The organism is Micromonospora sp. 050-3, assembly GCF_046549335.1.
GTDB classification, from domain to species: domain Bacteria; phylum Actinomycetota; class Actinomycetes; order Mycobacteriales; family Micromonosporaceae; genus Micromonospora; species Micromonospora trifolii.
Map to the genome: position 1 here is coordinate 766,417 of NZ_JAJPVX010000002.1, position 23,427 is coordinate 789,843.

General features: G+C 72.2%; 21 protein-coding genes and 1 riboswitch. Of the genes, 9 read left to right on the forward strand and 12 right to left on the reverse strand.

Annotated elements, in window-relative coordinates:
- Nucleotides 1–41: 41 nt before the first annotated feature.
- From ACLJOK_RS18555 to eccB, 3 genes are read right to left on the reverse strand one after another with little or no spacing between them, the layout of a single operon-like run.
- Entirely contained in the window at nucleotides 42–1,346 is a 1,305-nt protein-coding gene (locus ACLJOK_RS18555) for a WXG100 family type VII secretion target (RefSeq protein ID WP_410820033.1), read from the reverse strand.
- Complete coding sequence (locus ACLJOK_RS18560; protein WP_238681967.1) at nucleotides 1,339–1,749, reverse strand: hypothetical protein; 411 nt, start codon at nucleotides 1,747–1,749, stop codon at nucleotides 1,339–1,341. Before ACLJOK_RS18560 ends, ACLJOK_RS18555 begins: the two co-directional genes overlap by 8 nt.
- Before the next feature lie 46 nt (nucleotides 1,750–1,795).
- The gene (gene eccB / locus ACLJOK_RS18565) at nucleotides 1,796–3,415 is read right to left on the reverse strand and encodes a type VII secretion protein EccB (RefSeq protein ID WP_410820034.1); all 1,620 of its coding nucleotides are present in this window, start codon (nucleotides 3,413–3,415) and stop codon (nucleotides 1,796–1,798) included.
- 162 nt (nucleotides 3,416–3,577) lie between these two features.
- On the opposite strand from eccB, the gene ACLJOK_RS18570 reads away from it, so the two are divergent.
- Nucleotides 3,578–4,765 (forward strand): type VII secretion protein EccE, encoded by a 1,188-nt coding sequence (locus ACLJOK_RS18570; RefSeq protein WP_410820035.1) that lies wholly within the window; start codon nucleotides 3,578–3,580, stop codon nucleotides 4,763–4,765.
- Nucleotides 4,766–4,787: 22 nt separating this feature from the next.
- On the opposite strand, the gene eccD is transcribed toward ACLJOK_RS18570, so the two are convergent.
- A complete protein-coding gene (gene eccD / locus ACLJOK_RS18575) occupies nucleotides 4,788–6,185 on the reverse strand; it encodes a type VII secretion integral membrane protein EccD (protein WP_410820036.1) in 1,398 nt (465 codons plus the stop codon).
- 166 nt (nucleotides 6,186–6,351) lie between these two features.
- On the opposite strand from eccD, the gene eccCa reads away from it, so the two are divergent.
- From eccCa to ACLJOK_RS18590, 3 genes are all read left to right on the forward strand, one after another.
- Entirely contained in the window at nucleotides 6,352–10,317 is a 3,966-nt protein-coding gene (gene eccCa, locus ACLJOK_RS18580; protein WP_410820037.1) for a type VII secretion protein EccCa, read from the forward strand.
- 204 nt (nucleotides 10,318–10,521) lie between these two features.
- Nucleotides 10,522–10,830 (forward strand): WXG100 family type VII secretion target, encoded by a 309-nt coding sequence (locus ACLJOK_RS18585; RefSeq protein ID WP_030329557.1) that lies wholly within the window; start codon nucleotides 10,522–10,524, stop codon nucleotides 10,828–10,830.
- Between the two features lie 25 nt (nucleotides 10,831–10,855).
- Entirely contained in the window at nucleotides 10,856–11,134 is a 279-nt protein-coding gene (locus ACLJOK_RS18590) for a WXG100 family type VII secretion target (RefSeq protein WP_030329555.1), read from the forward strand.
- Nucleotides 11,135–11,230: 96 nt separating this feature from the next.
- Here the strand turns inward: ACLJOK_RS18590 and mycP are convergent, their stop codons facing one another.
- Both mycP and ACLJOK_RS18600 read right to left on the reverse strand, forming a co-directional pair.
- The gene (gene mycP, locus ACLJOK_RS18595) at nucleotides 11,231–12,460 is read right to left on the reverse strand and encodes a type VII secretion-associated serine protease mycosin (protein WP_410820038.1); all 1,230 of its coding nucleotides are present in this window, start codon (nucleotides 12,458–12,460) and stop codon (nucleotides 11,231–11,233) included.
- 52 nt (nucleotides 12,461–12,512) lie between these two features.
- Nucleotides 12,513–12,848, reverse strand: a complete 336-nt coding sequence (locus ACLJOK_RS18600; RefSeq protein WP_238681973.1) for a helix-turn-helix transcriptional regulator — start codon at nucleotides 12,846–12,848, stop codon at nucleotides 12,513–12,515.
- A 227-nt stretch (nucleotides 12,849–13,075) separates the two neighbouring features.
- Here ACLJOK_RS18600 and ACLJOK_RS18605 point away from each other — a divergent pair, with 227 nt between their 5' ends.
- A complete protein-coding gene (locus ACLJOK_RS18605; RefSeq protein ID WP_410820039.1) occupies nucleotides 13,076–13,813 on the forward strand; it encodes a carbonic anhydrase in 738 nt (245 codons plus the stop codon).
- A 56-nt stretch (nucleotides 13,814–13,869) separates the two neighbouring features.
- On the opposite strand, the gene ACLJOK_RS18610 is transcribed toward ACLJOK_RS18605, so the two are convergent.
- The 3 genes from ACLJOK_RS18610 to ACLJOK_RS18620 all read right to left on the reverse strand — a co-directional run bounded on the left by ACLJOK_RS18610 (nucleotide 13,870) and on the right by ACLJOK_RS18620 (nucleotide 17,162).
- Nucleotides 13,870–14,889 (reverse strand): coiled-coil domain-containing protein, encoded by a 1,020-nt coding sequence (locus tag ACLJOK_RS18610; protein WP_410820040.1) that lies wholly within the window; start codon nucleotides 14,887–14,889, stop codon nucleotides 13,870–13,872.
- A 4-nt stretch (nucleotides 14,890–14,893) separates the two neighbouring features.
- Nucleotides 14,894–15,024: riboswitch (cyclic di-AMP (ydaO/yuaA leader) on the reverse strand.
- A 166-nt stretch (nucleotides 15,025–15,190) separates the two neighbouring features.
- The gene (locus tag ACLJOK_RS18615; protein WP_410820041.1) at nucleotides 15,191–16,570 is read right to left on the reverse strand and encodes a YibE/F family protein; all 1,380 of its coding nucleotides are present in this window, start codon (nucleotides 16,568–16,570) and stop codon (nucleotides 15,191–15,193) included.
- A gap of 295 nt (nucleotides 16,571–16,865) precedes the next feature.
- The gene (locus ACLJOK_RS18620; protein ID WP_030329541.1) at nucleotides 16,866–17,162 is read right to left on the reverse strand and encodes a metal-sensitive transcriptional regulator; all 297 of its coding nucleotides are present in this window, start codon (nucleotides 17,160–17,162) and stop codon (nucleotides 16,866–16,868) included.
- A 95-nt stretch (nucleotides 17,163–17,257) separates the two neighbouring features.
- Between ACLJOK_RS18620 and ACLJOK_RS18625 the strand changes: the two genes are divergently transcribed.
- The 4 genes from ACLJOK_RS18625 (at nucleotide 17,258) to ACLJOK_RS18640 (ending at nucleotide 20,938) form a co-directional block, all read left to right on the forward strand.
- Nucleotides 17,258–17,467: a heavy-metal-associated domain-containing protein gene (locus ACLJOK_RS18625; protein WP_238681977.1), complete on the forward strand. Its 210-nt coding sequence runs from the start codon at nucleotides 17,258–17,260 to the stop codon at nucleotides 17,465–17,467.
- Nucleotides 17,468–17,480: 13 nt separating this feature from the next.
- A complete protein-coding gene (locus ACLJOK_RS18630; RefSeq protein ID WP_410820042.1) occupies nucleotides 17,481–18,428 on the forward strand; it encodes a hypothetical protein in 948 nt (315 codons plus the stop codon).
- Between the two features lie 12 nt (nucleotides 18,429–18,440).
- Nucleotides 18,441–20,690 carry a heavy metal translocating P-type ATPase gene (locus ACLJOK_RS18635; RefSeq protein WP_410820043.1) on the forward strand — a complete coding sequence of 750 codons (2,250 nt, stop codon included), beginning with the start codon at nucleotides 18,441–18,443 and terminating at the stop codon, nucleotides 20,688–20,690.
- A 74-nt stretch (nucleotides 20,691–20,764) separates the two neighbouring features.
- Nucleotides 20,765–20,938, forward strand: coding sequence for a CsbD family protein (locus tag ACLJOK_RS18640; RefSeq protein WP_036390803.1), 174 nt, complete (start codon nucleotides 20,765–20,767; stop codon nucleotides 20,936–20,938).
- Here the strand turns inward: ACLJOK_RS18640 and ACLJOK_RS18645 are convergent.
- The 3 genes from ACLJOK_RS18645 to ACLJOK_RS18655 form a co-directional block, all read right to left on the reverse strand.
- Nucleotides 20,928–21,644: a class I SAM-dependent methyltransferase gene (locus ACLJOK_RS18645; RefSeq protein ID WP_410820044.1), complete on the reverse strand. Its 717-nt coding sequence runs from the start codon at nucleotides 21,642–21,644 to the stop codon at nucleotides 20,928–20,930. The genes ACLJOK_RS18640 and ACLJOK_RS18645 overlap by 11 nt on opposite strands.
- A gap of 91 nt (nucleotides 21,645–21,735) precedes the next feature.
- Nucleotides 21,736–22,989, reverse strand: a complete 1,254-nt coding sequence (locus ACLJOK_RS18650) for an RNA polymerase sigma factor (protein WP_410820045.1) — start codon at nucleotides 22,987–22,989, stop codon at nucleotides 21,736–21,738.
- Nucleotides 22,986–23,342, reverse strand: a complete 357-nt coding sequence (locus ACLJOK_RS18655; protein ID WP_238682127.1) for a YciI family protein — start codon at nucleotides 23,340–23,342, stop codon at nucleotides 22,986–22,988. The genes ACLJOK_RS18650 and ACLJOK_RS18655 overlap by 4 nt, the downstream gene beginning before the upstream one ends.
- Nucleotides 23,343–23,427: the final 85 nt, after the last annotated feature.

A 23,427-nucleotide genomic window follows, 5' to 3' on the forward strand; every position in this document is an offset into this window, starting at 1 on the left:
GGCACCACCGGTGGTGCGCGCGTGCCGGCTTTGGGCCGTGGTCAGTCGCCGCTGCCGAGCACCGGGGGCGCGGGCTTGTCGTCGCCCTGCCACACCATCTCGTCCTCGGTCAACCAGGTCAGCCGCTCGTCGGTGTCGTCGTCCTGGGCTGCACCGCGCCCGCCGAGCACACCGGGACGGCCGCCGCCGGACCCCGGCCGGGCGTTGCCACCGGTCATGGCAGGGCGTCCGCCGCTCCCGCCGCTCCCACCGCGCTGGCCGTCGATGCTGCGCCCGACCCCGTTGGCGGCGCGATTCTCCGCCGGGGGCGCACCACCGCCGGTCGGTCGAGCCGAGGCGGGGGGCGCGTTGCCCGAGCCCGCGAGCGCGCCGCTGCGCAACACCCCGCCGGCCGGTGCCCCGCCCTGTGCTCCGTAGAGCAGGCCGGGACCGGTGCTCGACGCAGCGGGCCCGCCGGCCGGCCCGGACAGCCCGGCCAGCCCGGCGGCACCCCCGCCGAGCAGAGCGCCGCCGACCAGTGGGTCCGCTCCGGCGAGGGAGGTGCCGCTGCCAACGAGGCCGCTGCCAGCGCCGATCGGAGCGGTGCCGACAGCCGGGCTGCCACCGGTGCCCGAGCCGACCTCGCCCGGAGTCGAACCGTCGCCCGGCAGTTGAGCGACGCGGTCCGGCGACGAGATGGTCGCGTCGCCGGTGCGCGCGGTGTCCGCGCCGGTGTTGGGACCGCCGGACACCCTGGCGATGGCCGAGACGCTCTGTGGCGTCGTCGGATCCTTGCGGGCGGTGGTCGGAGTATCCGGGTCGGGCGGGGGCGGTTCGACCACCCGGTCGTAGGCGGAGATCTCGTAACTGTTGGCCAGGCCGGCCACCAGGTTCACCATCCGCTGGTGGGCCTTCTCCTGCTCGGCCTTGTCCTGCTGGTGACCCGCGATGCCCCCGACGATCAGACCGGTCAGACCGAAGACGGCGCCACCCTTGATCGCACCGCCGATCGCCTTGTCGTTGTCGTCGGTCTCCTCCGGGCTCTCGGCCTGCTTGTGGGCGGCGCGCAGATGGTCGGCCATCATGGTCAACCCCTGCTTGATGCCGGCCATCCCCTCACCCAACGCGTCGGTGTGGGCGACGATGAAGCTGAGTCGCCGGTGAAACTCCCGACCCGCCGAACCCGTCCACGTGTTGCTGAGCTTGTCGAGGTCGCCGCTCAGCTCCCGGCCGAGGCCGTCGAGGATGCCCTTGAGCTCGGCCCACTGGGTGGCCACGCCCTCGATCTGCTCCGGCTTGCCCGCCATCAGGCCGTCGTACAGCTGCTGGTGGCTGTTGCCCTGGTAGCGCTGGGTGTATTCAGACACGCCCGTCCTCCTTCGGCTGCAACACGCGGTCGACCGGGGTCAGCGCGGCAGTGACGTCGTCGGCGTTGGCCGCGTTACGCGCCTCGGCGGTGCGGTAGTTGCTCAGGATCGTGCTGGTGGCCTGCTGTGCCGCCAGCACCGCCTGCCGGATGCGTTCGGCCTGGTCGACATAGGACTGGTGCACCTCGCTGTAGCGACGCGCCTTGTCGGTGGCGTCGAAGAACGAGCCCAGGGCCGGAGGACGGCACTGCATCTCGGTGTTGAGCTTGCGCAACACCGACTCGGCCTGGCTCAACCGCGACGCCAGGTGCTCGTGGAAGTCCTCAAGGGACAACAGGTCGACTTCGGTACGCCCGGCCATGGCAACATCCCCGTCGTTCTGGTTGACAACCGTCAGCGACATCCAGGTTAGTCCACCAGTGCGACTCCGGGCGACCCGTCGAAGCTGCTCAGCCGTCGGCGCCGGTCGATTCCGTGGAGCCCCCGCCGGTCCCGCCGCTCGACGGGGTGCCACTGGCCGGACTCGACGGTGTCGACCCCGACGGTGGCGCGGCGGACGACGACCCCGACGGTGGCGCGGCGGACGGCGTGCCCGAGGGCGGCGCCGCGGATGGTGAACCCGACCTCGGTGCGGCCGACGGTGATGCGGCCGGCGCCGGCCCGTCGGGAGCGAAGACGGTGAACGCGTCCTCGCGGTCCAGGGTCGGCCCGGTCGGGATCAGTGCGAGCAGGGAGCCGGGCACCGCCAGCGGGGTGATCCCGCCGTAGCCGAGCACGTCCAGGGTCGCCGCCGAGCCGAGCGGATACCGGATGCCCTGCGGGCTGATCAGGTAGATCGTCGACCCGGCGGCACCGGACCCGCTGGTCCCGGCACCGGGCGAAGCCTGCGCGATGACACCCTTGCCGCCGGGCAGCAGCACCGCCTCGGCGGTGCGTACGGCGTCGCGCCTGGTCTGGCGCACCGGCATCAGGCCCGGGTCGCTGTCGGTCAACTCGCTCGGCACCCGGTCGAAGACCTCCAGGGTGGTGGTCGGCGGGCCGCCCGCGCTGCCCTGACGGTACGTCGCGCACAGCGTGGTCTGACCGGGCTGGGCCGGGTAGAGGGCGGGCATCGTCGGGGGCACCCCCTCCTCCTCGATCCGCCGCTCCTCGAACGCCTCGCTGGCCTGATTCGGGGTGATGTCGGTGATCCGACCGCCGTTGCTGACGAGCAGCAGAGCGGTGATCTCACTGATCGAGACGAGAGCGTCCCGGGTCAGCACGTAGTGCCGCCCGGCGGCCTTGAACACCGAACCGACGCTGTGGATCTGCCCGGCCACGTTGCGGCTGCTGGGCTCGCCCTCACCGGGCAGCGACGGCCGGCGCAGCGGTGGCCCGGCCGGCACGGCGTTGAGCAGTTGCTGCCCGACCTGGAGCCGCTCGGTGCCGGCCATCCGCAGCGCCGTGATCGTGCGGGACGGGTCGAGCAGTTGGAGTCGAGTGTTGTTGGTGACCAGGTACCGCTGGTCGTTCACCGAGACCAGCACCGCCCGGTCACCCAGCGGCGTGCCGCCGGGCAGGGCCCGGTCGATCACCAGCCGGGTGCTGGACCGCTGCCGGTCGACCGGGTCGGGCACGTCGCAGACCGACCAGGGCAGCCCGGTCAGCGACTTGCGGTCCGGCAGGGCGTCCGGTGCCCCGACGATGCCGACGGTGACGCCGCGGGGCCGGTCCCGCAGTGAGGCCTGGGACATCGTCCGCACCTGAGCACCTGCATCGTTCACGATGAGCCGCGCCGAGGTGTAGTTCAGCGTCGGGTGCAGCTTGCCCTGGATGAACACGTACGTCGCGCCGGTCTCCCGTTCGATGACCAGGGTCTGGTCGTCCAGCGGCGCCGCGCCACCGGTCAACTGGCCGTAGGCACCCACCCCACCGAGCACGATGGCCGCGGTGAGGACGCTGCCGAAGACGGCCATGCCGAGCCGTCGCATCGGCAGGTTGGTGGTCTCCGGATCGCCCGACAGCAAGGCGGAGACGATGCGGCGGGTGACGAAGCGGTACGCCTGCACCTGATCGCGGCGGGTCCGCATGACTTACCTCCGGCGGGATGGATCCGCGACGATCAGGGTCGGGGTGCCGTCGCGGACTTCCCTACGATAAGGGGCCGACGGTGGTTCCTTGGGACCACCGCTCGTGGCCGGCACCGGACCGACCCGGCGCAGAGCCGTACCGTGCAGGAGGGACAGTCAGCGATGACGCAGGTTCAGGCGCCACCCGCCCGAGCGGTCACGGACCCTGTCGACGTTCCGACCCGGCCGGTGCCCCCGGCCGAGCGGCCCGGCCGTGGGCGGGTCGGCCCCGTGCTGGTCGGGCAACTCATCGTGCTGGAGTTGTGCGTGGTCGGTGTCTGGGCCGCCACGGCCGGACCCAGCTGGGTGCTCGCCGCGGTGGGCGCGGCGGCGCTACTGGTCGTCCTGGCGGCCTTCGCCCGTCGAGGTGGCCGCTGGTGGTTCGAGGACCTGCTGCTGCGTCGGCGGCTGCGGCGACGCGGTGAGCGGGCGTCGGCGGCGCTGGCCAGCGGCACGGCGACCGACCCGAGGTTGGCTGCGCTCGCCCCTGAGCTGAGCGTCATCGAGCTGACCGACAGAGGCACCCGGCTCGGCATCGGGCGTGACGACCAGGGCTGGTTCGCCGCCGTCGCGTTGCAGTCCGCGACCGGTGCGGCCGTCGGCTCGGTCGACGCCGCCGCTGTGGACCGCGCGCTGCGGGTGCTCACGGACTTCAGCGCCCCGGTCTCCCGGACCCAGGTCGTCGCGCACACGTTGGTCTGGTACCCGGCACCCGGTGCGCCGCCGGCGGCACACCGGACCGTCTGGGTGGCGGTGCGCCTCACCGTCCGGGACGCTCGGGTCGAGGCGGTGAGCCGGGGCGGCGGGCTGACCGGCGTACACCGGACGGTGGCGGCCGGGATCGGCCGGCTCGGCAAGGCGCTGACCTCGGCTGGCCTGGCCCATCGTCCGCTGGGCCGGGAGGAACTACGCGCGGCCATCGTTTCGGCCGCCGGTCTGGACCTGGTGCCCGAGGCGCCGGCGGAGAGTTGGCGTGGGTTGCGCGGCGGCGGCTGGACGCACCGCTGCATGGCTCTGCGGGGCCGCTTCGACGCGCCGCTCGGTCCGCTCGTGGACGCGATCACCGCGACCTCGGCACCGTCGCACACCGTGGCCGTGACCGTCTCGTCGGACGGTCGGGTGGCGGCACCGCTGCTGCGGGTCGCGGCGATGGACAACCACGTCGAGGCCCTGGTCAAGGTGGTTCGCGAGGTCGCCGGCCGGGTGGGGGCGTCCAGCCGGCCGATGGACGGTCAGCATGCTCCGGGCGTCTACGCCACCGCTCCGGTCGCGTCGGCGCTGGGCGTCTCCACCGGTCCGCGGTCGCGCTGACCGGTGCGGCAGCGGCACACGGTCAGGGTCGGAGGTTGACGATCCAGCCGTAGAGGCCGCAGACCCAGAAGGCGAGCGGCACCAGCGAGATGATGAGCAGGATCTCGGCGATGTCGAGCAGGCGGCCCCAGACCGGCGAGATGCGCTTGCCGGCGACGGTCAGACCGTAGATCAGGCTGATCACCGCGGCGAGCACCAGCCCGCCCAGGATCAGGCCGAGCCGGACCGGCAGCGACCCACCGGCGAAGGTGGTAGCGGCGGCCAGGCCCAGACCCACGGTGCCGGCCAGCAGCACCGGGGTGCGCTGGGCCCGGCCCAGGAGGGGGCGGGCCCGCAGCAGCGCCAGCAGGGCCAGCACCAGGCACAGCAGCACCGCGGGCAGGCGTCCGTCCAGGGCCAGTACGAGTTGCGCGCCCAGCACCAGCAGCGAGACGGTCCACAGCAGACCGGTCAGGAACTGGTCGGCGCGCTCACTCTGCTGGAGCACCTGCCGGCCGTCCACCGACTCGCTGTCGGTCTTCAGGTCCTCGGGACCGGTCGGGATCGACGGCACCGGCAGCCGGGCCAGCCGGTAGGCCATCATCGGCAGCGCCGGCACCACGCCGAACGCGACAGCCGCGACCACCGCTGCGGAGGCCGCCGCGTCGAGGCCCAGGGCCAGGCAGAGCACCGCGCCCAGGCCGGTCGCTGCGGCGACCCCGATCGCGGCGAAGAAGAGGGGGTACCGGTCGCCGACCGCCAGCACTGCCACCGCGCCGGCCACCACCGCGGCGGTCGCCGCGAGCAGGACATGCGGACTGGCCAGGTCGGTCAGCGATCGATCGCCGGCGAGCAGCAGCAGGCCGCCCGTGGCCGCGTGCACGAGGCCGACCAGGGCCAGCACCGCGCCGATGCCGCTGTCACCGGCGGCCCTGGACAGCACCGCGGCGCCCACCAGCAGCGCCACCGCGACAAGCAGCGCGGCCAGCGCGCCGGGCAGGTGCGGCGGACCGGCGAAGAGGGCGGCCAGCGCGCCGGCGCCGAACGCCGCGGCTGCGAAGACCACAGCGAAGGAGCGGGTCGCGCCGACCTGCCAGGCGCCGGGGCGTTGGTTGGTAGCGGTGGCGACCGCGTCCACCACGTCGTCGAAGACGATCTCCGGTGCGGCGTCGGACCGGGGGTTGAAGTAGAGCACCTCACCGTCGCGGACGCTGAGCTGCGCCGCGGTACGACCACCGTCGAGGGGCGCACCGCCCAACCGGGACAGTGCCCAGCCGCCGTGCCGCGCGCCCTCGTCGGCCATGTCCTCGCCGGCGTAGCGCAGCAGGGTGGGGAGCAGGTCGGCCATCGGCACGTCCGACGGCAGCGCCAGATCCATCCGGGTACGTGGAGCCACGATGGTGATCCGGCTCAGACCACCGGTCGCCGTCTTCGTCGCCACAGTGGCCTCCAGGTGTGCGTCTGTGATCGGCTGGCTGTGATGCTGCGGTCCGGGTCCACCGCGCACACGGCAGATTACCTACGATGACGGCACGTACGATGCCCACCCGCGGGCGGTGTTCCACGGGCCGCACGTCATCAGGGCCGCTTCTGGGGAGGAGACAGCCGTGAGCACTGTGGTGTTCCGCCGGCTCACGCGTCAGCCGGGGCCGGCCTTACCGCGCGGCGAGGTGCTGCTGGAGTCGCCTCCCGAGCTGCCCGAGCCGACGCCCCGCGGGATGGGGCAGCTGCTCATGATCCTGCCGATGTTCTGCGGGGTCGGCGCCATGGCGTTCCTCTACGCCGGCAAGGGCGGCGGCATGATGACCTACGTCGCCGGCGGTCTGTTCGGTGTCTCGATGCTCGGCATGGCGATCGGCTCGCTGGCCAACAGCGGTGGCAAGGACAAGGCCGAGCTGAACGCCGATCGCCGCGACTACATGCGCTACCTGGCGCAGATGCGCAAGCGCACCCGGCGCGCCGCCGAGCAGCAGCGGGCCGCGATGGCCTGGCGGCACCCGGAGCCCGACGCGCTCTGGTCGATCGCCGCGTCCCGGCGACTCTGGGAGCGGCGGATCACCGAGGACGACTTCGGCGAGACCCGGATCGCGCTCGGCCCGCAGCGGCTCGCCGTGGAGATCGTTCCACCGGAGACGAAGCCGGTGGAGGACCTGGAGCCGATGAGCGCCATCGCGCTTCGCCGGTTCGTCCGGGCACACTCCACGGTGCCCGACCTGCCGACGGCGCTGTCGGTGCGCGCGTTCAGTCGGGTGGTGCTGCGCGGCGACCGCGAGCCGGTGCTCGACCTGACCCGGGCGGCACTGGGCCAGCTGGCCACCTTCCACGCACCGGACGACCTGGTGATCGCCGTGGTCGCCGCACCCGATCGGCAGTCGTCCTGGGGCTGGGTGAAGTGGCTGCCACACGCCCACCACAGCGGTCGTACGGACGCTGCCGGCGCGCGCCGGCTGGTCTTCGCCAGCCTGGCCGAGGCCGAGGCGTCGCTCGCCGCCGAGCTGGGCGGGCGGCCTCGGTTCGCGCCGGAGGCCAAGCCGCTGACCACCGCCCCGCACCTGGTCGTGGTGATCGACGGCGGAGAGGTCTCACCGACCTGCCAGCTGGTCGGTCCGGGGCTGCTCGGCGCCACCGTGATCGACCTCTCCGGCACGGTGCCGCGCGACGCCGGCCGCTGGCTGCTCTGCCTCGACGTGGGCGATGGAAGTTCACTCGACCTGGTCCGGGGCAGCTCGTCGTCGACGCTGGGTCGGCCCGACCGGCTCAGCGCGGAGGCCGCCGAGGGGCTGGCCCGACAGATCGCCCCCTTCCGGCTCTCCCAGCAGCAGACCGGCGGCGACGAGCCGCTGGCCCGCAGCACGGAGCTGCCGGATCTGCTCGGCGTCGGTGACGCCGCGGCGGTGGACGTGCAGAACACCTGGCGCCCGCGTGGGCACCGGGACCGGCTGCGCATCCCGCTCGGCGTCGGCCCGGACGGCAACGTGGTCGAGCTCGACTTCAAGGAGTCGGCGCACGAGGGCATGGGCCCGCACGGTCTGGTGATCGGCGCGACCGGTTCCGGCAAGAGCGAGCTGCTGCGTACCGTGGTGGCCGCGTTGGCGGTGACCCACTCGTCGGAGGAACTGAACTTCGTCCTGGTCGACTTCAAGGGCGGCGCCACCTTCGCCTCACTGGAGGCGCTGCCACACACCAGCGCGGTGATCACCAACCTGGCCGACGAGCTGCCGTTGGTCGACCGGATGCGGGATGCGCTCGCCGGCGAGATGGTGCGCCGGCAGGAGCTGCTGCGGGCGGCCGGCAACTACGTCTCCCGCTTCGAGTACGAGAAGGCGCGCGCGGCCGGTGAGGCGCTGGCGCCGATGCCCAGCTTGTTGATCATCTGCGACGAGTTCAGCGAACTGCTCGCCGCCAAACCGGACTTCATCGACCTGTTCGTGATGATCGGCCGGTTGGGTCGGTCCCTCGGCGTGCACCTGCTGCTGGCCAGCCAGCGCCTCGAGGAGGGCAAGCTGCGGGGCCTCGACACGCACCTGTCGTACCGGATCGGTCTGCGGACGTTCTCCGCCGTGGAGAGCCGGATCGTGCTCGGCGTTCCGGACGCGTACGAGCTGCCGAACGCGCCGGGCCACGGCTACCTGAAGACGGACACCAGCACCATGCTGCGGTTCCGGGCCGCGTACGTGTCGGGGGCGTACCGGGCACCGGGGCAGCAGGCCTCCGCCTCGCAGGCGTTGGTGCAGCGGCGGATCGTGCCCTACGGTCTCGACTTCGTTCCGGTGCAGGTCCCGCAGGTGCCGGTGGCCACCGCCCCGGAGCCGGAGCAGCCGGCCGACGGCAAGGCCGTGGCGATGCTCGACGTGCTGATTGACCAGCTCAAGGGTCGGGGCCGCCCGGCGCACCAGGTGTGGCTGCCGCCGCTTGCCGACCCGCCGGGCCTGGGTGAGCTGCTCGGCCCGCTGGCGGTCGACCCGACCTACGGGCTGTGCACCGCCTCCTGGCCCGGGCGCGGGCGACTGACAGTGCCGGTCGGCGTGGTGGACCGCCCCTACGAGCAGCGCCGGGACCCGATGATGGTCGAGCTGGCCGGGGCCGGCGGCAACGTGGTCATCGTCGGTCGGTCGATGAGTGGCAAGAGCACGATGCTGCGTACGCTGCTGGCCTCGCTGGCGCTCACGCACACGCCGCGGGAGGTGCAGTTCTTCTGCCTGGACTTCGGCGGGGGCGCGCTGCGCAGCATGGAGCGGTTACCGCACCTGGCCGGGGTGGCTGGTCGGCGCGACGTCGAGGCGGTCCGCCGGACGGTGGCCGAGGTGGTCGCCATCCTGGACGAGCGGGAGGGTCGTTTCGCCCAGCACGGCATCGACTCGGTGGCGAGCTACCGCCGTCGCCGTGCCGCTGGTGAGTTCGCGGACGACCCGTTCGGCGACGTGTTCCTGGTGGTGGACGGGTGGAACACCCTGCGCCAGGAGTACGAGGAGCTGGAGCAGACCATCACCACGTTGGCCAACCGGGGCCTGGGCTTCGGGGTGCACGTGGTGCTCACCGCCGTACGGTGGGCGGAGATCCGGATCAACATGCGGGATCTGCTCGGCACCAAGTTGGAGCTGCGCCTCGGCGACGCGTCGGAGTCCGAGATCGACCGCCGCGCGGCGAACAACGTGCCGGAGAAGTCGCCCGGTCGCGGCCTGACCAGGGACAAGCTGCATTTCCTCACGGCCATCTCGCGGATCGACGGTCGGCGCGACATCGACGACCTGAGCGAGGCCTCGCTGTCCCTGGCCGGGCACGTGGCGGCGAACTGGCCGGGTCGCCCGGCGCCGAAGGTGCGGTTGCTGCCGCGCCGGCTGCCGGTGGCGGAGCTGGCCCGGATCATCGACCGCTCGGCACCCGGGCTCCCGATCGGTGTCAACGAGTCGGCACTCGCGCCGGTCTACCTGGACCTGACCAACGAGCCGCACCTGACGGTCTTCGGCGACGCGGAGTGCGGCAAGACCAACCTGCTGCGCCTGATCGCCCGGGGGATCACCGAGCGGTACACGCCGGCGCAGGCCCGGCTGGTGATCGCCGACTACAGGCGTGGCCTGCTGGGGGCGGTGGAGGGTGATCACCTGCTCGACTACGCCCCGTCGAACCAGGCGTTCGCGCAGGGGCTCGGGTCGATCCGCAGCGCGCTCTCCAACCGACTGCCCGGCCCGGACGTAACCACCGCCCAGCTGCGTGATCGGAGCTGGTGGAAGGGTCCGGATCTGTACATCCTGGTGGACGACTACGACCTGGTGGCCTCCGGCGGCAGCAACCCGCTGAGCGCCCTCCACGAGCTGTTGCCGCAGGCCCGCGACATCGGTCTGCACCTGATCGTCACGCGCCGGGTCGGTGGTGTGTCCAGGGCGCTGTACGAGCCGGTGCTGCAACGGCTGCGCGAATTGGACTCGCCGGGCCTGCTGATGTCCGGAAACCGGGAGGAGGGCGCGGTCTTCGGCACGTTGCGGCCGAGCCCGCAACCGCCCGGCCGCGGCACACTGGTTCGCCGTCGTGATGGTCAGCAGCTGATTCAGACCGCCTGGTCCGAGCCGACCTGAGCACTCTCGGTAGTTCGGTAGGGGGTGGTGGGCCGTTCCGGTCCGATTCACCACCATCCATCGAACGTCACCGGTCAGGGCTGCGAGGGCTGGACAGGTTCCGCTACGGTCTTCACAGGAGTGTCCGTCGGTGGGGTGTTGCTGCCTTGCCGCGGGGGAGGGTGCGGCGAAGCCGCCACCACAACAGACGGAAGGGTGTGAAGCATGGCGTTCGAGGTCGAAGCTGCGACTCTGCATACCGCCGCGAGTGACGTGCGGTCCACGCGCAGCGAGGTCGACGGCGAGCTGAAGAAGCTGTGGAACGTTGTCGACGACCTGGCCATCGCGTGGAAGGGTCAGGCGTCCACGGGCTTCCAGTCGCTGATGACGCGCTGGAACGAGGACACCGTCAAACTGCTGACGGCGATGGACAGCATCGCTGACCTGCTCGACAAGTCGGGTACGACGCACCAGGTCAACGACGAAGAGCAGCAGCAGATGCTGGACAAGTTCCACTCTGCTCTCAACCCGTGATCCGTAGCCGGCAGAGGAGGAAATCGTGACGATCAAAGTTGACTATGCGGTCCTCGAGAGCAGCAACCAGCAGATGCAGGCCATCTCGAAGACCCTCGAGGAAAAGCTTGACACGCTGCGGTCGATGCTGACCAAGCTGCACTGGGACGGCGAGGACCGGGTTGCCTACGAGCAGCACCAGGCGAAGTGGGACGCGGCGGTCCGGGACATCAACCGGATCCTGAACGAGATCGGCGGTGCCGTGGGCATCGCCCGCGAAAACTACCTCACCACGGAGATGAGCAACTCCAAGGTGTGGAGCTGAGGGATTCGCACGAGCGGCTCCGGTCCGGTTCGCCCGGCCCGGAGCCGCTCTGTGTGTGGCGTAGGTAAGCGTAGGCGTCGGGCTGCGGTGCGCCGCTCAGCCGGCAGTTGGTGCGTCGGTGCGTCGGCCGGGGCGCCAGTCACGTCGGCGGCCCAGGGTCATGATCGGTCGCGCGACCAGCAGCAGCGCGGCGAGTAGCCCGCCGATGACCGCAGCCCAGATCGCGGTGGGGCGCTGCCAGCTCAGCGGGTCGTCCCGCACGGCGGGCGCCGGGAGCGCGCCGGCGGGCGGGTTCGCCCGGGTGCCGAGCAGGCTCGACACCGCCCGGTAAGGGTTGACCATCCCGTGCCCGATGTCGGCGTTCTGACCCTCGGGTGGGTTGTCCGCGGTGCGTTTCAGCCGATCCGCGACCTGCTGCGGGTCGAGGCTCGGGTAGGCCGCCCGGACCAACGCGGCCACTCCCGACACGTACGCGGCCGCGTAGCTGGTGCCGCCCTCCGGCACGGTGCGGTAGCCGGTGTTTCCGGGCGCCGGCCCGACGATGTTCATCCCCGGTGCGGCGATGTCGACGTAGTCGCCGCTGATCGAGGTGCCCACGTGGCCGCCCTGCTCGTCCACCCCGCCGACCGCGATCACCCCGGGGTACGCGGCCGGGTATCCCGGCAGGTTCTGCGAATCTTCCGACCGGTTGCCCGCGGCGGCGACCAGCACCACCCCTTTGGCCAGCGCGCGCTCGACGGCCGCCGTCAGCTCGGGGCGGGGAATTGTGGTCAGGGACAGGTTGATCACATCGGCGCCCTGCGCTACCGCCCAGTCGATGGCCGCCGCGATCTGTGCGGGAAGCTGCGGGTTGTTGACCGCCCCGAGCTGCGGCAGAACCCGGATCGGCAGGATGCGGGCGGCCGGGGCGATGCCGCTGAAGGGGACGACAGTGCCCTCCCGGCCCGCGATGATGCCGGCGATCAGTGTGCCGTGCCCGGCCTCGTCGCACTGGCCCTGTCGGGCCGGCAGGCCGTTGAAGTCGCGACCCTCGAGCACCTGCCCCTTGAGGAGTGGGTGGGCGGCGGAGACACCGGAGTCGATCACGGCCACCGTGATCCCGGCGCCCCGGGACAGCGGCCACGCCGAGGACGGCTCCAGCCGGCGGAGCGCCCACGGCATCTGGGTCAGGCTGTCGGTGCCGGTGGGACCGCAGAGGGGCGGCGCGGCGGTCGCGGGGGAGGGTGCCACCAGGCCGGCGCCGAGCAGGACCGCCAGCGTTCCACTGAGGACGCCGCGAAGGGCACGGCGGGACGGGGTCGCGCTCAACGGCGGGCATTCGCGCACCCGCAAAGGTTACCGCCGTGACCGTCGGTCAGCGGCCCCCCGGTGACCAGGGTCAGGCCTGGGGCTGTGCCTTCGCGGCGGGATCGTCGGCGAACAGCGCGAGCAGGTCGCCGACCTGCCGGTCGGCCTCGGCGGGATGCCGGAACCGGCCGGCCGGGTTGAGGGTGTACTCGTTGCGTCGCCCGACCCGGGTGCGGTGCAGGTAACCGCCCGCCTCCAGGTCGGCGACGATCGCCTGCGCGGCCCGTTCGGTCACCCCGACCTCGGCCGCGACGTCGCGCAGCCGGGCGGTCGGATCGCGGGCGATCGCCAGCAGGACGTGCCCGTGGTTGGTGAGGAACGTCCAGTTCCGCCCGCCGCCGGTGTCGTCCGTCACCGTGCTCGCCATCGTGCGACCGCCTTTCCGGATGTCCGCCTGCCCTCGCGAGAGTCTGGTCCGCCCTGCGCCGGGAAGGTTGCCCAGGGGGTGGCCGGAGTCAACGTATGAAATCTAAATCACGCATACCTTGACGCATCTTACGGTGCGTGTGACGGTGGAGCACGAGCCAGCGCCCGCCCGCTCGGCCGGCGGAAAGCCGGCTTGACCAGGGCAGATGCGTCGAGACGAGGTGCGGGATGAGTCATACCGGGAGCTCCGGCGGCCAGCCGGGTCCGCAGCGGACCACCGACCGGGCCACCGCGCTCAACGAGCCGACCCGGGCGTATGCCGAGCTGGTCGCCGGCAACCGGCGCTTCGTCGATGGCGCACCACGCCACCCCAACCAGGACGCCGGGCACCGGGCCGCCGTGGCCGACGGACAACATCCGTTCGCGGTGATCGTCGGCTGCTCCGACTCACGGCTGGCCGCCGAGATCATCTTCGACCGGGGTCTGGGCGACCTGTTCGTGATTCGCACCGCCGGGCACACCGCCGGTCCTGAGGTGCTCGGCAGCGTCGAGTACGCGGTGACAGTGCTCGGCACCCCGCTGGTGGTGGTGCTCGGCCACGACTCGTGCGGTGCGGTGCAGGCCGCCCGGGAGTCCGCCGCGACCGGTACCGCACCGAGTGGCCATCTGCGCGCTGTGGTCGACGCCGTGCTGCCCAGCCTGCGCCGGGCCGAGGCCGAGGGCGTGGACGACATCGACGGCATCGTCGACATCCACATCGCCCAGACCGTCGAGACGTTGCTCGGGCAGTCCCCGGTGCTGGCCGACGAGGTGGAGCGGGGGCGGTGCGCGGTGGTGGGGGTGTCCTACCGACTCGCCGCCGGAGCGGTGCGCCCGGTGGCCGCTGTGCCAGCTGGCTTCGCGACGTTGGAGACCCCGGCCGGATCGCCCGAGTCGACCGACCAGGCCGCGGCTGCCACCGTCTGACGCGACGAGGGCCGCTCCGCGTCACGCGGAACGGCCCTCGACGGAGATCGTGCGGGTCAGAGCAGCGACATGTGGACGTGGTCGGTGTGGTTCGACGGCCCGCTGTACGAACTCCAGCCGGTGGCCGGGAACCAGATCTGCCGGTTCCAGATCACGTAGTAGATGCCGAGCCGGTCGGCGTTACGGATGAGGAACGCGGCGACGTTGTTGCCGTACGTCCTGGTGTCGTTGTTGTGCCACGGGGCGAACCCGCTCTTCTGTAGCGACCAGTCGCAGGCGCGGCCCTTCGGGTGCTCCCACGGCCCGCCGGAGCGGTAGCAGCCCACGAACCGGTTGAAGCCGGCCGCCTTGACCTCCTTGTACGCGTGCAGCGTGCGGGCGGTGACGCAGCCGGACGTGGTGGGGTCCTTTTCGCTGCACGACTGGGGCTTCCAGTCACCGTCGGCCGTGCGACCCGGGCCGATCTTCGCGACCTTGGAGGTGGCGTCCACCAGGCCGCCGGTGAAGCCCTTCCCGCCGACGAGGGAGAGCGCCTTGTCGGCCTCGCTCTTGCGCTTCGCCATCAGGGCGGTCTGTTTCTGCTGCTCGCGGACCTCGGTGTCGAGGGCCAGCTTGGCCTGCTCGGCGCGGGCCTTCACCTCGTTGACCTCGGAGAGCTTCTTCTCGTTGACCATGTTCATCTCGTCGAGCATCCCGGCGCGCTGGACGAACGAGTCGGGCGCATCGCTCTCCAGCAGCATCGCGACCGCGCCGATCCGGCCGGTCCGGTACGCCTGGGCGGCGATCTGCCCGACCTGCGGGGCCAACGCGTCCAGGTCGGCCTTGGCCCGGTTGACCTCCGCGGCCAACTCGCCCTGCCGCTTCTTGGACTTGTCCAGCTTGGACTTTGCGGCGGAATAGTCGCGGTTGGCCTGCTCGATGACGTCGTTGAGCAGCTTGGGCTCGCCGTCCTCCTCGTGCCCCGAGGGTGTGGGGTTCGTCGGGGCGGCGTGCGCCGGCAGCGGCCCGGCGAGCACTGTCAGTGCGGCGATCACGGCCACCACGGGAGTCAACCAGCGGCGTAGGGGTGCCGTCACAATGTTCCCTTCCGTCGACCGCCGACCGGGTTAGCTGACGGGTTCGGGGCGGAAGTGGCCCCTACCGCTGACGCGGATTCACCCCAGGTACCTGGGTCCCCGGCTCGCCGGTTGGCGATTGGGCGGTGGCACCGCAGGCGCCGCTTCGCGCCTTCATCGGTAACCGGCAGCGAGGTTACCCGAGAGTCGACCAGGTGAGCTACGCCTGGATGCCGACCAAAAGCGTCATTTCGCCATAGCGTTGAGTGACCAGTGACGCGGTTCTCAGGGTGGATGCCCGATCTGGTCACGCTGAGGAGTGTCACCATGCCGTATCCGTGCTCCTGTTCGACTCCGGCCACCGGTCGGTGGCCTTGGATGGGGGTGCGGTCCGCGTCTGGTCCGGCTCGTCGGAGCCGGCCGTTCGCGGTGAGATGAGTGCGGCCAGTGCCTCGCTGCGGTCCGGCTCGGGCCGGGACGCCGGAGCGTCGGTGGACGCCGTGGCAGCCGTGGCAGCCGTACGCCCGGCGGCGGTCACCACAGCGGCCAGCCCGGTGGTCAGCGGCACGGCGGCGATCAGGCCGAGGGTGGCGACCGCGCTGCGGACGATCTCCTGCGCGAGGAACTCACTGGTGAGGATCTGCCCGATCGGCCGCGCGTCGGCGGTGAGCAGGAGCAGCAGGGGCAGTGACGCGCCCGCGTACGCCAGCACGATGGTGTTGACAGTGGAGGCGATGTGCGCGCGGCCGACCCGGGTGGCCGCCCGGTACAGCTGCAAGCGCGTCAGCCCGGGGTTGGCGTTCGCCAGTTCGGTGACGGTGGCCGCCTGGGTGACCGTCACGTCGTCGAGCACCCCGAGCGAGCCGATGATGATCCCGGCGAGCAGCAGACCGTGCAGGTCCACGTCGCCCTGGAACATCGACAGGGTGGTGGCGTCCTCGCTGCCGAAGCCGGTGAGGTGGGTCGCGGCCGTGGCGATGGTGGCGAGCACGCCGGTCAGCACCAGGCTGCCCAGGGTGCCGAGCACCGCGACCGAGGTCTGTGCGGTGACCCCGTGGGTCAGATAGAGCACCACGAACATGATCAGGGCCGCGCCGACCACCGCCACCAGCAGCGGTGACCTGCCGGCGCTGATGCCCGGCAGCACGAAGCTGAGCAGGATGGCGAAGCTGGCTGCCAGCCCGGCGAGCGCGGCCAGACCTCGCCACCGACCGAACGCGACGATCGCGGCCGCGAAGATCACCGCCAGCCACACCATCGGGGTGCCGCGTTGGTGCTCGGCGATGTTCCAGTTGCTGGTGGTGGGATCGGTCGGGTCGGCCAGCTCGACCAGGATGACCTCGTCGCCGACCTCGACCCGGGGTGCGCCGGGCCCGTCGGGCACCGGTGTCCGTACCTGCTGGCCGGCGGTCGGCCCGTCGTCCACCAGGACGTCGACAGTGCCGCACCGCCCGTCGCCGACCCTCGGTGTGCCCTCGGGGGCCGACGGCACCGGCGGGCACGGCTCGCTCACCACCCGGGTGACCGTCCCGGGGTAACGCGGCACGTCCGCACCACCATCGGTCTGCGGTGACCCGCCGCGTGGCCAGAGCAGCACTGCGGCCAGCACGGTCGCGACGAAGAGGGGTACCACCGTCACGACGAGGATCCGTCGCACCCGTGGTGGGGCGGACGGAGCAGGGTGACTGTGGTCGGCGGCCAAGGCGAGACTCCCAACGATCCGGTGCGGGATACGGGTCAGCGGGCCGGGCGGTTCACCGTTGCGGGGGAAACGCTGCGGACGGTGCGGCGGATCGCTGCCTGACGACCACTTGATCACGGACGGTCAGTGCTCGGCCCGGTCGGCCGGGGGCGACGCCACGAGGTGGCGGCGCCGGTGCGCGACTGTGCAGCGGCATACGGAGAGCCATCGTGGGAGATGCTAGCCAGCCCTCCTGGGGGTTGCAGGTCGTGGCGGAGTGTCGGGTACTCGAACCGCCCGCGTGGCGGCCCGGCGGTCAGCCGCGCTTCATGAGCCGGCCGACCGCCGCCATCATCTCGGTGGCCATCTCGTCGGCCCGACCTTCGGCGGCGCCCTCGTGCATGCAGTGCCGGGCGTGACCGTCGAGCAACCCGAGGGCCACCTTGTCGAGGGCGGCCTGGATGGCGGAGATCTGGGTGAGCACGTCGATGCAGTAGCGGTCGTCGTCGACCATCTTCTCGATGCCCCGGACCTGCCCCTCGACGCGGCGGAGCCGCGCGAGCAGCTGGTCCTTGCTGGCGGTGTATCCGCGGATCGGGGTGGGTGCGGTCATGTCGACCAGGATAGCTTACCCCCAGGGGGTATGGTACGGTCGTGTTCTGGTGGGATACCCCCACCGGGTACCGGTACCGCAAAGGAGACGATTCAATGGTCGACACGACGTACCAGGTGCAGGGCATGACCTGCGGGCACTGCGTCAGCGCGGTCAGCGCCGAGGTCGGCGCCATCGCGGGGGTGCGCGACGTCCAGGTCGACCTCGCGGCCGGCCGGGTCACGGTCAGCAGCGATCAGCCGCTGGACACCGCTGTTGTCCGGGCCGCGGTTGACGAGGCCGGCTACGACCTCGTCGACGCGTGATCGGCGGGCCGGCGTGCGTACTGTGACGAGACTGGCCGGGTTCGCCGTCGGCCTCGCGGCGGTCTTCGGCACGACGTACGGGATCGGCCGGGTCGTCGACCGCGCCCCGGTGGTCGAGGGCCGGCACGACGGCGACGCCGCCCACGCGACGGGCGAGCACGACGAGACGGCCGCCCGGCTTCCCGGCGGGCTGCTCGTCTCCGACCGGGGCTACACCCTCGAACCGCTCGACGCCCCTGCCGACGAGTTCGCCTTCCGGATCGCCGGGCCGGACGGTCAACCGGTCACCCGGTACGACGTGGCGCACGACAAGCAGATGCACCTGATCGTCGCCCGACGGGACCTCTCCGGCTTCCGTCACGTCCACCCCGAGTTGGCTCCGGACGGCACCTGGCGGGTCGACACCCCGCTGACCGGCCCCGGGCAGTGGCGGGCGTTCGCCGACTTCGCCCCGACCGGTGGCGAGCCACTGACCCTCGGCGTGGACGTGACAGTCCCCGGCGAGCTGACCGAACGGCCGTTGCCCGCCCCGGCGACCAGCACCACCGTCGACGGCTACACGGTCACCCTGACCGGTGTGCCGCAGCCCGGCCGCACGTCGTCGCTGACCCTGACCGTCAGCCGGGGCGGGCAGCCGGTTACCGACCTGGAGCCCTACCTGGGCGCGTACGGGCACCTGGTGGCGCTGCGCCGGGGCGATCTGGCCTACCTGCACGTGCACCCGGACGGGACGCCCGGCGATGGGCGCACCCGGCCCGGTCCGGCCGTCACCTTCCTCGCCGAGGTGCCCTCGGCCGGCAGCTACCGCCTCTACCTCGACTTTCAACACGGCGGCCGGGTGCACACCGCCGAGTTCACAGTGGTCGCCGGCGCTGCCCCGACCGGAGACGCCCCCACCCCGAGCGGACCCGCACCGACCGGCGGGGCCGACCACGGCACCCCCGGGCACGGACACAACTGACGGGACCAGACGATGACCACCACCAGCAGCAGACCGCTGCCCGAGGCGCCGAACCGGATCGAACTGGCGATCGGCGGGATGACCTGCGCCGCGTGCGCCGCCCGGATCGAGAAGAAGCTCAACCGGATGGACGGGGTGAGCGCCACCGTCAACTACGCCACCGAGAAGGCGACCGTCCGGTACGCCGACGGCGTCACACCGGACGACCTGATCGGGACGGTGCAGAAGACCGGTTACACAGCGGCGTTGCCGGCCCCGCCCAGCACGGAACCTCCGGTGGACCCGTTGCGGGGGCCGCGTACCCGGCTCTGGGTGTCGGTGGTCCTGAGCGTGCCGGTGGTCCTGCTGGCCATGGTCCCGGCCTGGCAGTTCGACTACTGGCAGTGGCTGTCGCTGACCCTGGCCGCCCCGGTGGTGGTCTGGGGTGGGCTGCCGTTCCACCGCGCCGCCTGGACCAACCTGCGGCACGGCGCAGCCACCATGGACACGCTGGTGTCGCTCGGCACCCTGGCCGCGTTCGGCTGGTCGCTCTGGGCGCTCTTCCTCGGTGACGCGGGGATGCCCGGGATGACGCACCCGTTCCGCTTCGACATCACCCGGACCGACGGCGCCGGCAACATCTACCTGGAGGCGGCCGCCGGGGTCACCGTGTTCATCCTGGCCGGCCGCTATTTCGAGGCCAGGTCCAAGCGGACCGCCGGCGCCGCCCTGCGCGCCCTGCTCGACCTCGGCGCCAAGGACGTGGCGGTGCTGCGCGACGGCGTGGAGACGCTGATTTCCGTGGACCAGCTCGCCGTCGGTGACCGGTTCGTGGTCCGCCCCGGGGAGAAGATCGCCACCGACGGGGTGGTCGACGAGGGGACCTCCGCTGTCGACGCCAGCATGCTCACCGGTGAGTCGGTGCCGGTCGAGGTCGCTCCGGGTGACGGCGTGGTTGGCGCCACGATCAACGCGGGCGGGCGGCTGATCGTCACCGCCACCCGGGTCGGCGCGGACACCCAGCTCGCCCGGATGGCCGACCTGGTGGAGCAGGCGCAGAGCGGCAAGGCGGCCGTACAGCGGCTGGCGGACCGGATCTCCGGGGTCTTCGTGCCGATCGTCATCACCCTCGCGGTCGGCACGCTCGGCTGGTGGCTTGGCACCGGGGCCGGCCCGACCGCCGCGTTCACCGCCGCCGTGGCCGTGCTGATCATCGCCTGTCCGTGTGCGCTCGGCCTGGCCACCCCGACCGCGCTGCTGGTCGGCACCGGCCGGGGCGCCCAGCTCGGCGTGCTGATCAAGGGCCCGGAGGTGCTGGAGTCGACCCGTCGGGTGGACACCGTCGTGCTCGACAAGACCGGCACCGTCACGACCGGCCGGATGACACTGGTGGACGTGGTGCCGGCGAGCGGTGTGGACCGGGCCGAGCTGCTCCGGCTCGCCGGGGCGGTGGAGGCCGCCTCCGAGCACCCGATCGCCCGTGCGGTCGCCGCCGCTGCCACCGAGGCAGGCGCGTTGCCGCCGGTGACCGCCTTCGGCAACCTCGAAGGGCTCGGGGTGACCGGCACTGTCGACGGGCGTGCCGTGCTGGTCGGCCGGGTCCGGCTGCTGCGCGAGCACGAGATCGACGTACCGCCGGAGGTCGAGTGGGCAGTGCGCGACGCGGAGGCCGCCGGCCGTACGGCGATCGTCGCCGGCTGGGACGGACGGGCCCGCGGCGTGCTCACTGTCGCTGACGTGGTCCGGCCGACCAGCCGGGCGGCGGTGGCCCGGCTGCGCGGGCTGGGGCTGACCCCGGTCCTGCTGACCGGGGACAACACCACTGTGGCTCGCGCGGTCGCCGCCGAGGTGGGTGTCGACGAGGTGATCGCCGAGGTGCTGCCGGCCGGGAAGGTCGACGTGATCAAGCGACTCCAGGCCGAGGGGCGGTCGGTGGCAATGGTCGGTGACGGGGTCAACGACGCCCCGGCGCTGGCCCAGGCCGACCTGGGGTTGGCCATGGGCACCGGCACCGACGTGGCGATCGAGGCGGCCGACCTCACCCTCGTCCGGGGCGACCTGGACGCCGCTGTGGACGCCATCCGGTTGTCCCGACGCACGCTCGCCATCATCCGGGGCAACCTGTTCTGGGCGTTCGGCTACAACGTGGCGGCCCTGCCGTTGGCCGCCGCCGGGCTGCTCAACCCGATGATCGCCGGCGCCACGATGGCGCTGTCCTCGGTCTTCGTGGTGGCCAACAGTCTGCGGCTGCGTCGCTTCCGTCCGGCCGCCGCCGATCTGTGACGGGGGTAATGGTTGGGCCGGTGACGACGGGGGTACCTCTGTGGTTGTAGCGACGCTTGCAATGGAGGTTGGCAATGGGTATCGACGACAAGATCAACAACGCCACCGAGGACGCGACCGGCAAGCTGAAGGAAGGCGCCGGTCGGGCCACCGACAACGAGCAGCTGGAGGCGGAGGGTCGCGCTGACCAGTCCACCGCCAAGCTCAAGCAGGCGGGCGAGAAGATCAAGGACGCCTTCAAGAGCTGACGTACGACGTAACCCGCACGCCGGGCCGGTGATCATCACCGGCCCGGCGTGCTGTGCGTCGGGTGGCGCGTACGACCACGTCGTGCAGCGGAGCCTCCCGGCCCGGCATCGTGCGGCGGTTCTCCTCGGCGGTGCTGATCTCCCAGGTGCTGCTGTCCAGGCCGGCGGTGATGTCCGCGAGGGTGACCGATGCCTCGTCCGGCGGGTGGTGCCCGTGTCCGTGTCCGTGTCCGTGCCCCGGCTCGGTGGCGTCCGAGGTGTGCAGATGACCGACGATCAGGAGGGTGCCGCCGGGGGCCACCCAGTCGGCGATGCGGTCGTAGAAGGCCAGCTGCGGCATCGCGGGGTGCGCGTAGTGCGTCGTGACCAGGTCGAACCGGGTTTCCGGGGCCCAGGCCGTCAGGTCCGCCTCCACCCACCGCACGCGCTCGGACACCCCGCTCTCCGTCGCGCGTTCGGCGGCCCGGGCGAGGGCGACGGGTGCGATGTCGACTGCGGTGACCTGCCAGCCGTGGGCGGCGAGCCAGATCGCCTCGGCGCCGGCGCCGCAGCCGGCGTCCAGCGCCGAGCCCGGCGCCAGAGCGCCGATCTCCTGGGCCAGGTACGGGTGCGCGGGGCTCGTGCTCATCGCGCCGGGGCGGTCGTGGTGCGCCTGGTGCCAGTGCCGCTCCCAGTAGTCCTTGTCGAACTCGTGCTGCTCGGTCATCTGTCCTGCTCCTTCGCGGGTTGCCCACGACTGTGACCGGCGACCGGGTAAATACGCAAAGATTGTTGCCAAAATGGCAACGCGGCGTCGCTCACCACTGCCCGGTCAGCCGGGCCGCCCGTACCTCCAGGTAGCGCTGCTCGGGCCGGCTCGTGGTGCCCCGCGCCGCCGCCAGGTACGCCTCCCGCGCCGCGCCGACGTCCCCGGCCAACTCCAACAGGTGAGCCCGGACGGCGGCCAGCCGGTGGTGCCCGGCCGTGCGGTCGTCGGCGTCCAACGGGGTGAGCAGGGCGAGCCCGGCCCGGGGCCCGTCGACCATGGCCACCGCCACCGCCTGATTGAGGGTGACCATCGGATTCGGCGCGATCCGGGCCAGCAGTCGGTAGAGCGCGACGATCTGCCGCCAGTCCGTCTCCGCCGCCGTCGACGCCTCGGCGTGCACAGCGGCGATCGCCGCCTGGAGTTGGTACGGGCCGGGCGGCGACCAGGTCAATGCCTCGGTGATCAGCGCGATCCCCTCCGCGATGGCGGCGGCGTCCCACCGGGAACGGTCCTGCTCCGCCAGCGGCACCAACTCCCCGTCCGGCCCCACCCGGGCCGCCCGGTGCGCGTCGGTCAGCAGCATCAGCGCCAGCAGCCCGGCCACCTCGCCGTCGTCGGGCAGCAGCCCGCGCAGGATGCGAGCCAGCCGGATCGCCTCGCCGGTCAGCTCGGCCCGGCGCAGGTCCGGGCCACTGGACGCGGTGTAGCCCTCGTTGAAGATCAGGTACAGCACCCGCAGCACAGTTCCGAGCCGCTCGCCCCGCTCGGCCGGCCCGGGCATTGTGAACCGGGCCCCGGCGGCCTCGATCCGCTGCTTGGCCCGCCGGATCCGTTGACTCATCGTCGCCTCGGGCACCAGGTGCGCCCGGGCGATCTGGGCGGTGCTGAGACCGCCGACCGCTCGCAGGGTGAGCGCCACCTGCGCCGATCCGGGCAGCGCCGGGTGGCAGCAGAGGAACAGCAGCGTGAGGGTGTCGTCGTCGGCCGCAACGGCGGGCTCCGCGTCCGCCGCGGGCGCCACCCCGGCGTACGCCGGCTCGCGCCGCGCCACCGCCACCTCGCGGTCCCGGCGTGCACTCTCGCTGCGCCACTCGTCGGTGAGCCGACGGGTGGCCACTGTGAGCAGCCAGGCGCGCGGATTGTCCGGAACGCCCTGCCCGGGCCACTGCGTCGCGGCGGCGAGCAGCGCCTCCTGGACCGCGTCCTCGCACCTGTCGAACTGTCCGTGCCGACGGACCAGCAGGCCGAGGACCTGCGGCGCGAACGTGCGCAGCAGATCCTCGACCGTCCGGTCCTCGGTCACATCTCCGTCCCGGCCTCGTCCATGATCGGGCGGACCTCCATCGCGCCGCCGTACCGGACGTCCGGCCAGCGGGCGGCGATCTCGGCAGCCCGCTGCGGGCTGTCGCAGTCGACCGCCAGGTAACCGGCGAACTGCTCCTTGCTCTCCATGAACGGGCCGTCGAGGACCTCGGGGCTGCCGTCCACGAGCCGGACCGTCAGCGACTGCGACGGATTGGCCAACGCCTGGCCGCCGATCAGCTCGCCGGTCTCGGTCAGCTCCTTCATGATCTCGTCGACCTCACCGAAGAGGGCGGTGCGCTCCTGCTCGCTCAACTCCTCGGTGAAGCCGGGCCGGTTCCAGATCAGCAGCATGTACTTCACGGCGATGCTCCTCAGGCTCTGGTCGCACCCCGATCGGGGCGCGGCTCACCGGAGGGTCGGAGCCGTTCCCCCGATC